Genomic DNA, 11909 nt, shown 5'->3' on the forward strand with positions numbered 1-11909 from the left:
CTGTTTTCATATTTATTTTTCTAATTTCTCCAGTCTTTCTTTATAAAATCGTCTAGTCCTATAATCAATAATATCTTTAAAGTGGGCTATAAACACAGGGTTTTTAATGAATTCAACTAACTCATCATTTAAACAAAAATATGATTTACCTCTATAAAAGAAATCTTCTGCTGAATTTAGAAATGCTTTTATTGGATTTTCTGAAATTCTTACATAATCCTTTTTATTAAAGTCCTTATATTTTTTAGTTGAATCATGTCTCAAAAGGTCCACTGCATTAGAGGGTTTAGCATAAAAGTTTTTAAAACTTAGAAAAATCATTTCTTCATCTATTTTTAATTTTATATTCCCACTATTATAAAAAGCTAAGAGTAATGGCATTTTATAAGTCTTGGTCATTGAGGTTTTTTCAATATTATTTAAGAATTCATGAGCCTTTGTGTTTAAAAATAGTTTCTCTTCATCTGAAATCTCATTTATCTTATTTAGAAATCCTAAATAATCATTAAAAATATTTAGTTTTCCTCTAGATCTAATTACATTGTATAGGTCATCATCCAAATAAGTATACATTTCAAGCCTACTTGGTCTAGCTTTTAAGTCTTCTTTTATTCTATTAAATTCATCCACCAGTAAATCAAATATCTTCTTTTGCTGCTGCATCATCTTCTTGAATATATCAATAACTCCAAGATCAAAATCCACTATACAATCATCTGGATATTCTTCCTCTGTAGGTAATTTACCTTTTTTAGACTTCTCCTGTGTATCCTTAAAATTGCCACTTAAAAAATATGGAATCAAGTTAGCCTTTTTATAGTTCCCTATAAAGTCTAGAATATTAACATACTTCTTGTCCTTATACTTTCTTAACCCTCTTCCAAGTTGTTGAAGAAAAATAGTTGGAGATTCTGTGGGTCTTAAAAATAAAATCATATCTATTTCAGGAATATCTAATCCCTCATTAAACATATCCACAGAAAATATAATGTTTAGTTCTCCCTCTTTTAACTTATCTACCGCTTCACGTCTATCCATAGAGAACTCTGACTGCTCCCCACTTACTACTGTGCAAGCCTTTATTCCATTTTCATTGAAATATTTGCTCATATACTCTGCATGTCGTTTGCTGGCACAGAACCCTAAAGCTCTTTTACTATTATATTTTTTATAATGTTTTAGAATTAAATCAGCACGTTTATTAATCATTAATGCTTTTTCTAATTCTTCCTCATCATATCTACCATTTCTAAATGATATCTCTTCATAATTTGTATCGTCAAAAAATCCATAAAATCTAAATGGAACAAGCCACCCTTTATCTATGGCACCTTTAAGTCTTACTTCATAAACAACATTATAATCACAAAGAGCAAATACATCTTTGTTGTCCATTCGCTCTGGAGTTGCAGTAAGTCCTAAAAGAAACTTTGGAGTAAAATATTCTAATATGTTTCCATAATTACCTGCAGCTGCATGATGAAATTCATCTATTATAATATAATCAAACTCATCCTTTTTAAAATATTCCTCACACAGATACTTTTTTTGTCCCAGAGTTTGAACCGTAGCAAATACTACATCGCAATTAGTTTCTTTATTTTTGCCACTAAAAAATCCAATCTTAATGTTAGGCTTAATATTTCTAAATGATGTTTCTGCTTGATTTAATATTTCTTCTCTATGGGCTACAAATAAAATCTTATTAAATTCCAACGAATCAAAAGCTGCTAAATAAGTTTTACCTATACCTGTTGCTGCAACCACTAATCCTTTATCTAAGCCCTCTTCTCTACATTTCTTCAGCTCGTATAGGGCTTCAATCTGTGCTCCTCTAGGCTCATACATTGGGATAACCTTACCAAACTCTTCTTTGCCATCTTCTGGTGTTTCGAAAGCATTAAATATTTTAGGTCTTTTCCACACTGATGAATAACGCCTCATCTCATCATCATCAATAATTATAGAATGATTCAAAAATAAGTCTTCGAAGACATTTTTAAAATGTGTAAAATCCTCTAAGTTTTTATTCTTATTTAATCTATAATTCCATTCAATGCCACTAGTTAATGCTGAATTAGACATATTAGAAGATCCTATAAAAACATCTCCATCTCCTTCATACTCAAATATGTATGACTTAGGATGAAATGATTTATTAGCAATATTATAAAACCTTAAATCTACTTTATCTCCTAGAGCATCCTTTACTAAATATAAAGCTTGAGGTTGAGTGATATTAAGATAGTTTCCTGTTAAAATTCTTATTCTTACGCCACTTACCGCAACCTGTATTAAATCATTAATAAGCAGTTTTACTCCTGACTCCATTAGAAACCCTACTATAATATCTATTGTCTTTGCCCTTTTTAATGATGCTTTTAATTTGGGAAGTAAATAATCCTTGTCTCCCGTAGAGCAGTTTGAATCATAATCTAGAGTGGCCTCTTTAAATGCTAAAGAATCACTTGTTATTATTCCTTTATTAATAATATCTACGTCAACCAATATTCCCAACACCTTTCATAAATACCAAATGAACATTAGGATTACCCTTTAGCGCTAGCAATGATACCTCTGCAAAAACACTATTTGGAATAATGTCACTTACTAATAATTTAACCTCACCTTGAGCTTGCTGTGCAAACCTTTTTTCTAGCTCTTCCCAAATCTCGTGGGCTTGTTCATGATTAATAACTCCACCAGGTTTAAACAGATTTTCATTTTCCATCTGTCTTCCACCTATAGTAGATTCAAGTGATCCCGCCACCGCCGCAACTGAGCTATCATTATAATCTGGTATAAAACCTGTAGGACTTATGTTCCACTGGAGTTTTCTATTCCAAGGAATTAATTTTATATAACTGATTATTTCTTTGTAACTGTTTTTTGCCCAATCGGGAGCACAGTTCTTCCACGATTCTTCATCCGGTAGATATACCAAATCAGCAGTACCTACCATGGGTTCTATACCAAATATAATAGCTTTATCTCCCTGCGTATACTTAATAAATCTCCATCCCATAACTGCTTTTTTATCTTTTCCTTTGAAAATTCTATTAAACAATCCCATATGAACCACTCCATCCTCTAAATCTTTTTTTATTTCTTTTAACGTTTGTTAATTCCCTCCGTCATACCATCCATATTTATAGTCTTCATAATTATAAGAAAATTCTTCTTCATACTCAATTATTCTATTTACACTACCAAATCTACGTGCCTCGGCAAAGCCATCAATTATTCTAATGTCTCCTTCTTTTGCACCCAAGGTTTGGTTACTTCCTATGGATAATAACACTGACTTAATAAGTTTTAATCCCAACCTATGCATGTCTGCTTTTTTAAAATATCACTCATGCCTACCAACTTTACTAATTTGTACCAATTATATCATATATCTTATTTTATTTTCACGGCTCTAAAAAGTCCTATTCAATAGTATTTATATTCTTAAGAGATTATGGCTACTATAAAAATGAATCATGGCAGTAGATATAAAGAGGGATTCTTTAATATTGGAGAAATGGGAAAGTGGAATTAATATTTGAATTGAACCCAAATAAAAAATCATCTAAAATTTAAATGATTTTTTAGTATTATTATAAGATATATTATTTCACTTCAAAATTTGTTATACTTAGTTGAATTAAAATACTATAAGATTTGATGGAATAGATAAAAATCAGACAATATATTTTTATAAAGGAGACAAATTATGTACTCATCACAATACTTTATTGACACATTAAATATGGAACCTCATCCTGAAGGTGGTTTTTACAAAAGTAGCTTTGACTCTTGTGAAAACATTAGTTCAAATGAATTAAGAACAAAATTTGAGGGTGAAAGAATACTTTGGACTAGTATTTATTTTTTATTAAGAGATGGAGAAATTTCCAGTTTTCATAGATTGAAATCAGATGAAATGTGGTACTATCATGCCGGTTCTCCTCTTTCAATATATATGATAAGTCCAAAGGGAGAACTTATTACAAGGCAACTAGGTCTTAATATAAAAAATGGAGAAGTCCCACAATTCCTAGTACCTAAGAATTATATCTTCGGTTCTGCTATGAATAGCTCAGGTTACTCTCTTGTTGGCTGCAATGTATGCCCTGGATTTGACTTTAAAGACTTTGAAATATTTGAAAGACCAGTTCTTTTAAATGAGTACCCACAATATAAAGATATAATACTTAAGCTTACAAAATAGATATTGCTATGTATTAGTGTAAAATAAGCATACAGCATCTTTTACACATGAATACCGGCAACTGCAGTTTCATAGAAATTTTATGCTTTTTCATTCCATCAAAAATACTTTGTTTTAATGGATTGCTGACATATATCTGTTATATAAATTTGAGCATTCTTCAATGCATTCCAAATATAAATTTCTAATTCCTTCATTAAGAGATAATTTTATATAACTTTCATTCTCCAATATCGCTCTAATAGGTTTCATTTCATTATAATACCCATAATCGCTCTTTTGAGTTAAAAGTGTTTTATACTTTTCTAATATTATTTTATAACTAAGATCAATTAAGCGATATTCACATTTAGCTAATTCAAAGTTATAAAATCTACTTATTTCTTCAGAAAGGAAATCTCCACCATTTGTTTCATTAATCTTAAAAAAAGTTCTAGATGCCGGTGAAAAGTAACGATATTCATTTTCATAAACTTCTTTAGTAATACGCAATATATGCCAACCCATAACCTCATGATAACGAGTTCCTAATGCATATCCCTCACTTGAAATCATCTTTTGATTAAGTTTTAATAAATGATTAAAGATTGCAACATTTGTTTCTCTTTGTGCAATACTTGTCATTGAGCACCAACATATATAGTTATTATCTAGTCTCCCTAAAATACAACATTCCTTCTCTGGGCTAATATATATTTCAAAAGTAATATCTTTTTTATCTATTTCATAATTGGGTATTATATTATTTTTTTGGGTAACCAAATTATATTTTTCCATATTATTTATTGCATCTCCTCTACTTAATAAATCTCCATCCAATAATTGCTTTTTTATCTTTTCCTTTGAAAATCCAATTAAACAATCCCATATGAACCACTCCATCCTCTAAATATTTTTTTATTTCTTTTAACGTTTGTTAATATATATATAATTTTGGTTTCACGGCATTGTATATTTTAAAGGATTGTAGCTCTATAATATAGAATAAGATAATTAAGCAAGTATTTTGTGTCGTGCTCGTACTATTATGATGCAAATGACAGATATAAACTATGAATAGTGGGAGGGTATAGTATACGTTAAGCCTCTAAATATAAAGGAAAATAAAGTTGTTATAATCTTATCTAAAGTAGGCTTTGGAGGGAATATAGTTTTATTTATATGCTCTATATTAATTATTATTGGATTTGGTATTATACCTTAATTTATGGTAATTATGTTATAGTTAAATATATATTATATGACGAACTTGTAATTTATGTCGAACGTTTAATTGTTTGAAAAACATATAGTTAATCTTTATTTGAAACTGTGAACTTATGATTATTTATATATGGGAAAGGTGTAAAATATGAATTGGACAAAAACTCTTAAAATAATTTCAAATGCTGTTTATACTGTTGGTGTAGTTATTGTTTTATGTTTGGCAACCTTCAGCATTTTCGGGACGAGTGAACCTATTAACTCTACAGCTATGATTCCCTTCACTTGGAAAGAACAGGCTTTTATCTGGCTTGCTGTAGGAACCGTTCCCATGACTTTGGCTTGCATGGCGGTTTACAAATTTAATGCTATAAAGAGCAACACACACAAAAGGCGAAATTTTATTTTCATCTTTTTTCCAGGATTTATTTGCTCCGCTTGTGCACTGTTCTTGATTGGTGTGATAATTGTAGGTATGATAAATACTTTTCTATTTCAAGGGAAGTTGATTTGATTTTGTCGCTAATGAACATTATGTATAGACAAGTTATTTTGCATTCTCTATACATTCTTCATGGGTGAGTTTTGGAATAGTGCTAATTTGAAGTGCGGTAGTTTGCTATATGCAAAATGGTGTTAGATACACGGTTATTTATTAATTCTAATATCTACGAAGTCTACGAAGTCTACGAAGTTGTGACTCTTTAGTAAACTATGACGTCTTCTAGCTATTATTATTTATACTTTTGGAGGGATGATAAATGAGCTTAATGAAATGTAATCAATATTTAAGACATGTTGAATTATGTAGAGAACGAATACAATCATTCTCTGAATATCCATATTGCTTACCAGCTATAAAGGATTTATCCATATTGGAATTTCATGATAAAGTAACATTTATTGTAGGAGAAAATGGTACTGGTAAATCAACAATACTTGAAGGCATTGCGGTAGCATATGGTTTTAACCCAGAAGGTGGAACTAGAAATTTTAATTTTTCAACAAATGATACCCATTCAGATTTACATAAAAATCTTAAATTAGTTAAAGGAGTTAAAAGACCCAATGATGGTTTTTTCTTAAGAGCAGAAAGCTTCTATAATATGGCTACAAATATAGACAATACAGGTGCCTCTGGCTCATATGGAGGAATTTCCTTACATTCACAATCTCATGGGGAATCTTTTTTATCAGTTATTAGGAATAGATTTAGTGGACATGGTTTATATATTTTAGATGAACCAGAGGCTGCATTGTCACCCTCAAGACAAATGTCTTTGCTAGTTTTTATGGATGAATTAATAAAGCAAGGCTCCCAATTTATAATAGCTACTCATTCACCTATAATAATGGCTTATCCAGATTCAATAGTTTATGAATTAAATGATGGTATAAAAGAAGTTAATTACAAGGATACGCAGCATTATAAGATTACGAAAGCATTTCTTGAGAATCCTGAACGAATGCTAAAAACACTTTTGTTTGAAGAATAAATTAATTATTGGGGGTGTATTTTGGGTTATAAAAAGAATTGGTTATTAATTTCACTATTAGCTTTAGTTTTTATGATTACATCTTGTTCTAGTGGTCTAAATTTTAGCACAATTGCAGGACAATTCTCCAAAACAACTGATAAGATAGCCGTTGAATATAATAATAAATCAGCTAAGGACTTTTATGCTTCACTTGATTTTGATTTAACAGAAGGTAAAGTTGAGTGGGAAATTGTTAATTCTAAAAATGATCCTGTTTTTAAAGGTTATATACTTTATGAGAATGGGAAGACATATAGGGAACTAACTTATCCACTAAATTATATGAATGGTGATTTAAATAGCAAAGAAGAAGTTCTGAATGGTGTAGATGTAAATGGTAATAAAATACTAGACTTTGCTTATCTTCAATTTGATACAAGTATATCTGGTAAGTACAACCTTAAATTAAATCCAATAAATGCAGTGGGAACTTATAAATTGGTATGGAGTGATAAATTACCACGAAAATGATACATGGATTTAATTGGTATAAGTTTACAATATGCAAAAATTTTGCCTTCTTTTATATATATTCTTATTTATATATTGTTTTAGCTAAATTTGAAGAATGCTGAGTAGCTTCAAAATGCTTTCCATCTAAAGTAAATTTAACCCCATCAATCCAGTAACCTTTGTATTCTCTTTGAAGTATATTTTCTATAAGGGTATACTCAGTAATTTCCCCACCTACCGAACCTTGCATTCTTTCATTCCAATAGCTCTTATCCCCTCCTAAATTTATAACAGCTATCTTTTTATTGGTTACTGTTTCTATATCCTTTAACTCCAACGTTTCTCCATCAAAATACTTAGTTGATATGGTGCTAAGTATTTTCTTTATATTATCAGAAACCCCCAAACCTACTGTCTTAATCTCTTTTTCACTTATAACTTTATAATCAACATTTTTAGTTACTATCTTAAATATTCTCTCAGTTTTATCTGGTTTATCAATATTACTTTCTACTTTGTCTGTGGATTTTGCTTCTAAGGCTGTTTTCACCGGTTGCAAATATGCGTCAGCTCCTTCTCCAGTCATGTTTGAGTTAACATAGTACCTATATAAATTACCATCTTTATTATAACTAATTAATAAGTTTGAAAATGTTTCTGGTATATATGCCTTTACCTTAAGTGACATATTAGTATCAAAAGTTTTTTTACTATATAAATCCTCAATCACATCACACTTTATTCCATCATATTCAATATTTTGAATTTTAAAATCTGTTAGAACACTGTCTGTTGTCAAAATAAATGTTGCTGTAGGCGATTTAAACAAGGATAACTCCTCATTTTTTGTATATTTACTCAAATCGACTGCAGATACTTCATTTAACTTAATGCCAGTCTTCTTATCTACTGGTGTTTTTACATCCTGCTTATTCTTTTTTTCAGTGGTATCTACTTTATTAGAAATGGGTTTTTGTTCAGATACTGGTGTTGTTTTTCCACATGCCGTTAACAACATGCTCCCAATTAATAATAATTGTAAAATTCTTATTTTCATTATAATTCCCCCTTTCTGACTTCGGCGTTATTTTAAGATCGGAATTAAACTAAATATACTTAATCTATATACCCATACATACTTAACTATACCATAATTGCCATAATTAAACATATACATAATTATTAAAAAAGGTCTAATAGACTCAATCTGAAAGTAACTCAATTGGTATTGTGTTACTTTCAGAATAACAATAATACTCGCTTAATAAAGGAACCCCCTATATGATATAATGATATGGGTTCCTTGCGACGGAATATATGAAGATTCCCAATTAAAAATAGTGTTTAGACTATATATATCAATGTTTTATATTCGAAAGTGTAAATTATAATGAATCATACCTGGCACTTATAACAATAATATGTATAAGAATATGGAAATGTATTGGAGGGGTGTTGAACATGGAGAAGGTATTTGGATACATAAGAGTTTCAACTTCTACCCAAGTAGAAAATGGAATCGGACTAAAGACACAACAACAGCAGGAAATAGAAAAGTATTGTAAAGATAATAGCTTAGAGTTAGTGAAGATATTTAGTGATGAGGATGTAAGTTGGTACGAGTACAGACAGATTGGCTTAAATGACCTTAAGCGACACCTACCAGTTTAATGATTATTCAAAATATGTTGCAACTGCATTTGATGAAACTAAAAAAGGCTAAACTACTTTAAATTGATTTAAAATAGTCTAGCCTTCTTATTCCTTTAATTCACAGTGTGTGTTTTAGTTAAACAAAAGATTAAAGCATAATATAATTAATCAGTTTCTAATTGAATTATTTCAACCTGGCTATCTTTATTTAAAATTAAGGTGCTCGTATATCCGTAAAGATGCTGTTGGCCAGAACCTCCTAAATTCAGTTTATAATACATTTTTTCATTAGAAGATATCCTTTCAAAACCATTAACATTAACATCATTAAGCACTTGCTGTGGAATGTAAAATGCTAAAATATTCTTCTTATCTTTTTCTATTAAACATAAATTTGGATTGATTCTTATAGCAATCTTTTCTTCATTCTCATTATACTTAGCATAATCAGTTAGATAAATCGAAACATACCTTTTTTCTCTTTTAATACAATATCCATTTTGTTTGTGCATAAAAATCTTTCCGATTCTTCTGGTTATTTTAAATGAGCAACCGAAAAAAGCACCTATAAAGAAACTACCTATAGCAAATAGATAATAACTCATATAGTCCTCTGGATATTTAGCTATAATTGCTATACACTCGGAAATCGTGCTCCATATTCCAATAGATTCTATATAAGTTAAATTCGACATCAATGACGAAACTAATATACAAACAAAAAATTGCAATGCACAAAAAAGTCCTAGAAAAAATCTTATTATAATATTAATATTCTTCTCTTGAGAAGGTTTGAAGTGCAAATACAAATATAAAATTCCTATCATACCCAATACTGGTATAATAATTAAATTAACTTCTAATATATATACAACCACCCCATATATAGTTCCAGAGATTAATGATATTATTAGTGCTTTTAAAAGAATATTTACAGGGTTACTATAAGTAACCTTTTCTTCCTTCACTTCACTAAACATTTCATTAATTTTTTCCTCTTCAATGTCTTGCTCCTGATATTCCTCTTGTGATTTAAGAACTATTGTAGCAAATAATTTTTCAGGTTCTGCTTTAGGAAAAGATTTTAATGGGATGCTCAAAGTGTACCCTCCTCCTAAGCTTTCCGACAATGAAGTCATAAAATTATCTTTTCTTTTTTTTATAGTTTCTTTTGACATTATTCCAATAAATGGATTATCGTTCGTAGAAAACGTCTGAATATCAATTATATCAGTCCAGTTTACCTTTTTAGAAATGAACATGGTTTTAAATGATATTCCTTGCTTAGTAAGTTCTAAACGAGTTTTTTTCATAACTCCCGAATAAATCCAAGCATATGCAATAAATAATCCCAATACCAAAGATAATAGTCTAAAAAGTATCCCACCTAAATCATTCATGGGTATAAATGCTATTCCTACAAACACAATTATCATAATTATTAAGAATACGTGCATTCCAAAACTATAACCTGAATGAACAATAAAGGGTAATGTATACTCCCCAGATTTTATTTGATTTTCTTCCATATTTAACTCCCTCATTTCTTACAAATTTATATTGTTATATTACCACTTGTGATTAGTTCTTTATGAGGGATATTAATTTTATCCATCATACTGAGCACCTTTCATAATTACCAACTGAATATTAGGATTATCCTTTAGCGCTGGCAATGATACTTCTGCAAAAACACTCTTTGGAATAATGTCATTTACAAATAATTTAACTTCACCTTGAGCTTGCTGTGCAAACCTTGTTTCTAGTCTTTCCCAAATCACATGGGCTTGCTGGTGATTAATAACGCCACCCGGTTTAAACAGATTTTCGTTTTCCATCTGTCTTCCACCACTAGTTGATTCAAGCGATCCAGGAGCAGCTGCATCTGAGTTATCATTATAATCAGGTATAGAGCATGTAGGAGTTATGTTCCACTGGAGTTTTCTATTCCAAGGAATTAATTTAATATAACTGATTATTTCTGAGTAATTGTTTTTTGCCCAATTTGGAGCATAGTTCTTCCACGATTCTTCATCCGGTAGATATACCAAATCAGGAACACCTACCATAGGTTCTATAACAAACATAATAGCTTTGTTTCCATCTGTGTACTTAATAAATCTCCATCCCATAATTGCTTTTTTATCTTTTCTTTTGAAGATTTTATTAAACAATCCCATATGAATCACTCCCTTCTCTAAACCGTTAAATTTATTTCCTTTATTGCTTAGACGTTTCTGCCATAACCCTACTAAAAGAAACATAGAGCAGGAACAATATCAAAATAAATCCAGCAAATGCAACCATAAATTCAATTGCAAATATATTAATATTACTGAATATATTTCTAAATAAAGACAATGGTCTAAGTAAATCCCAGCTATTAAATCTCAGAAACCTCCCTACATAAACTGCAAACCCACTTATTAACGATACTCCTGCAATTATTAAATAACTTATTGATTTTGCTCTTTTTTGATTTAAAAAACGATAAAAGCTATTAAGTGATTCCATTCCAATTAAAAGTCCATAGAGAACCCCTATTCCAATAACCAATAATTGTACCCATTGCATTATATCATTGCTATACATTACTCCATTGTTAAATGAATACCTTGCTGTTGCTTCATACCACACTAATTTTTCACTGTTTATATGGATTAAATCAGTAACCATATACACAGAATTCGGAAAAAATATAAGCCACAGTATTCCAAAAACAATTGCCCCTACATACCAATGTCATTAAGTTAAGAAATTAAACCAATAGTTTTAAAACAGAGTATGTTTAAAAATGCATACCCTGTTTTTTTTATATAATTTTTTAAATAAATTCCAGAAAACTT

General features: G+C 29.8%; 13 protein-coding genes. 5 read left to right on the plus strand and 8 right to left on the minus strand.

Features of this window, described 5'->3' with window-relative positions; genetic code table 11:
• Positions 1-12 precede the first annotated feature (12 nt).
• The 3 genes from KPL55_RS14400 to KPL55_RS14410 are packed head-to-tail and all read right to left on the minus strand — an operon-like array spanning position 13 to position 3334.
• Positions 13-2508 (minus strand): DEAD/DEAH box helicase family protein, encoded by a 2496-nt coding sequence (locus KPL55_RS14400; RefSeq protein ID WP_246599516.1) that lies wholly within the window; start codon positions 2506-2508, stop codon positions 13-15.
• Positions 2501-3073 carry a hypothetical protein gene (locus KPL55_RS14405; RefSeq protein ID WP_216307431.1) on the minus strand — a complete coding sequence of 191 codons (573 nt, stop codon included), beginning with the start codon at positions 3071-3073 and terminating at the stop codon, positions 2501-2503. The genes KPL55_RS14400 and KPL55_RS14405 overlap by 8 nt, the downstream gene beginning before the upstream one ends.
• Before the next feature lie 48 nt (positions 3074-3121).
• Positions 3122-3334 (minus strand): hypothetical protein, encoded by a 213-nt coding sequence (locus tag KPL55_RS14410; protein WP_216307432.1) that lies wholly within the window; start codon positions 3332-3334, stop codon positions 3122-3124.
• Between the two features lie 384 nt (positions 3335-3718).
• On the opposite strand from KPL55_RS14410, the gene KPL55_RS14415 reads away from it, so the two are divergent.
• Positions 3719-4216 (plus strand): cupin domain-containing protein, encoded by a 498-nt coding sequence (locus KPL55_RS14415; RefSeq protein ID WP_216307433.1) that lies wholly within the window; start codon positions 3719-3721, stop codon positions 4214-4216.
• 114 nt (positions 4217-4330) lie between these two features.
• On the opposite strand, the gene KPL55_RS14420 is transcribed toward KPL55_RS14415, so the two are convergent.
• On the minus strand, positions 4331-5098 hold the full coding sequence (locus tag KPL55_RS14420) for a hypothetical protein (protein WP_246599517.1): 768 nt from the start codon (positions 5096-5098) through the stop codon (positions 4331-4333).
• Positions 5099-5567: 469 nt separating this feature from the next.
• On the opposite strand from KPL55_RS14420, the gene KPL55_RS14425 reads away from it, so the two are divergent.
• The 3 genes from KPL55_RS14425 to KPL55_RS14435 all read left to right on the plus strand — a co-directional run bounded on the left by KPL55_RS14425 (position 5568) and on the right by KPL55_RS14435 (position 7428).
• Positions 5568-5933, plus strand: coding sequence for a hypothetical protein (locus tag KPL55_RS14425; RefSeq protein WP_216307434.1), 366 nt, complete (start codon positions 5568-5570; stop codon positions 5931-5933).
• Between the two features lie 256 nt (positions 5934-6189).
• The gene (locus KPL55_RS14430; RefSeq protein ID WP_216307446.1) at positions 6190-6915 is read left to right on the plus strand and encodes an AAA family ATPase; all 726 of its coding nucleotides are present in this window, start codon (positions 6190-6192) and stop codon (positions 6913-6915) included.
• Positions 6916-6936: 21 nt separating this feature from the next.
• On the plus strand, positions 6937-7428 hold the full coding sequence (locus KPL55_RS14435) for a hypothetical protein (RefSeq protein ID WP_216307435.1): 492 nt from the start codon (positions 6937-6939) through the stop codon (positions 7426-7428).
• 64 nt (positions 7429-7492) lie between these two features.
• Here KPL55_RS14435 and KPL55_RS14440 read toward each other — a convergent pair whose 3' ends face one another.
• Complete coding sequence (locus tag KPL55_RS14440; RefSeq protein ID WP_216307436.1) at positions 7493-8467, minus strand: hypothetical protein; 975 nt, start codon at positions 8465-8467, stop codon at positions 7493-7495.
• A gap of 404 nt (positions 8468-8871) precedes the next feature.
• Here KPL55_RS14440 and KPL55_RS14445 point away from each other — a divergent pair, with 404 nt between their 5' ends.
• A complete protein-coding gene (locus tag KPL55_RS14445) occupies positions 8872-9081 on the plus strand; it encodes a recombinase family protein (protein WP_216307437.1) in 210 nt (69 codons plus the stop codon).
• A 146-nt stretch (positions 9082-9227) separates the two neighbouring features.
• Here KPL55_RS14445 and KPL55_RS14450 read toward each other — a convergent pair whose 3' ends face one another.
• The 3 genes from KPL55_RS14450 to KPL55_RS14460 form a co-directional block, all read right to left on the minus strand.
• Positions 9228-10592 (minus strand): YdbT family protein, encoded by a 1365-nt coding sequence (locus KPL55_RS14450; RefSeq protein ID WP_216307438.1) that lies wholly within the window; start codon positions 10590-10592, stop codon positions 9228-9230.
• Positions 10593-10670: 78 nt separating this feature from the next.
• Complete coding sequence (locus KPL55_RS14455) at positions 10671-11243, minus strand: hypothetical protein (protein WP_216307439.1); 573 nt, start codon at positions 11241-11243, stop codon at positions 10671-10673.
• A 40-nt stretch (positions 11244-11283) separates the two neighbouring features.
• Positions 11284-11787, minus strand: a complete 504-nt coding sequence (locus KPL55_RS14460; protein ID WP_312887299.1) for a DUF1361 domain-containing protein — start codon at positions 11785-11787, stop codon at positions 11284-11286.
• Positions 11788-11909: the final 122 nt, after the last annotated feature.

Origin of the sequence: Clostridium lacusfryxellense (genome assembly GCF_018861735.1) — a bacterium.
GTDB lineage: Bacteria > Bacillota > Clostridia > Clostridiales > Clostridiaceae > Clostridium_AD > Clostridium_AD lacusfryxellense.

What these genes read in the sequence shown, in the direction of transcription:
- KPL55_RS14405 (WP_216307431.1), bottom strand. Translation starts at nt 3,073, where the DNA reads ATGGGATTGTTTAATAGAATTTTCAAAGGAAAAGATAAAAAAGCAGTT.
- KPL55_RS14410 (WP_216307432.1), bottom strand. Translation starts at nt 3,334, where the DNA reads ATGCATAGGTTGGGATTAAAACTTATTAAGTCAGTGTTATTATCCATA.
- KPL55_RS14415 (WP_216307433.1), top strand. Translation starts at nt 3,719, where the DNA reads ATGTACTCATCACAATACTTTATTGACACATTAAATATGGAACCTCAT.
- KPL55_RS14420 (WP_246599517.1), bottom strand. Translation starts at nt 5,098, where the DNA reads ATGGAGTGGTTCATATGGGATTGTTTAATTGGATTTTCAAAGGAAAAG.
- KPL55_RS14425 (WP_216307434.1), top strand. Translation starts at nt 5,568, where the DNA reads ATGAATTGGACAAAAACTCTTAAAATAATTTCAAATGCTGTTTATACT.
- KPL55_RS14430 (WP_216307446.1), top strand. Translation starts at nt 6,190, where the DNA reads ATGAAATGTAATCAATATTTAAGACATGTTGAATTATGTAGAGAACGA.
- KPL55_RS14440 (WP_216307436.1), bottom strand. Translation starts at nt 8,467, where the DNA reads ATGAAAATAAGAATTTTACAATTATTATTAATTGGGAGCATGTTGTTA.
- KPL55_RS14445 (WP_216307437.1), top strand. Translation starts at nt 8,872, where the DNA reads ATGGAGAAGGTATTTGGATACATAAGAGTTTCAACTTCTACCCAAGTA.
- KPL55_RS14450 (WP_216307438.1), bottom strand. Translation starts at nt 10,592, where the DNA reads ATGGAAGAAAATCAAATAAAATCTGGGGAGTATACATTACCCTTTATT.
- KPL55_RS14455 (WP_216307439.1), bottom strand. Translation starts at nt 11,243, where the DNA reads ATGGGATTGTTTAATAAAATCTTCAAAAGAAAAGATAAAAAAGCAATT.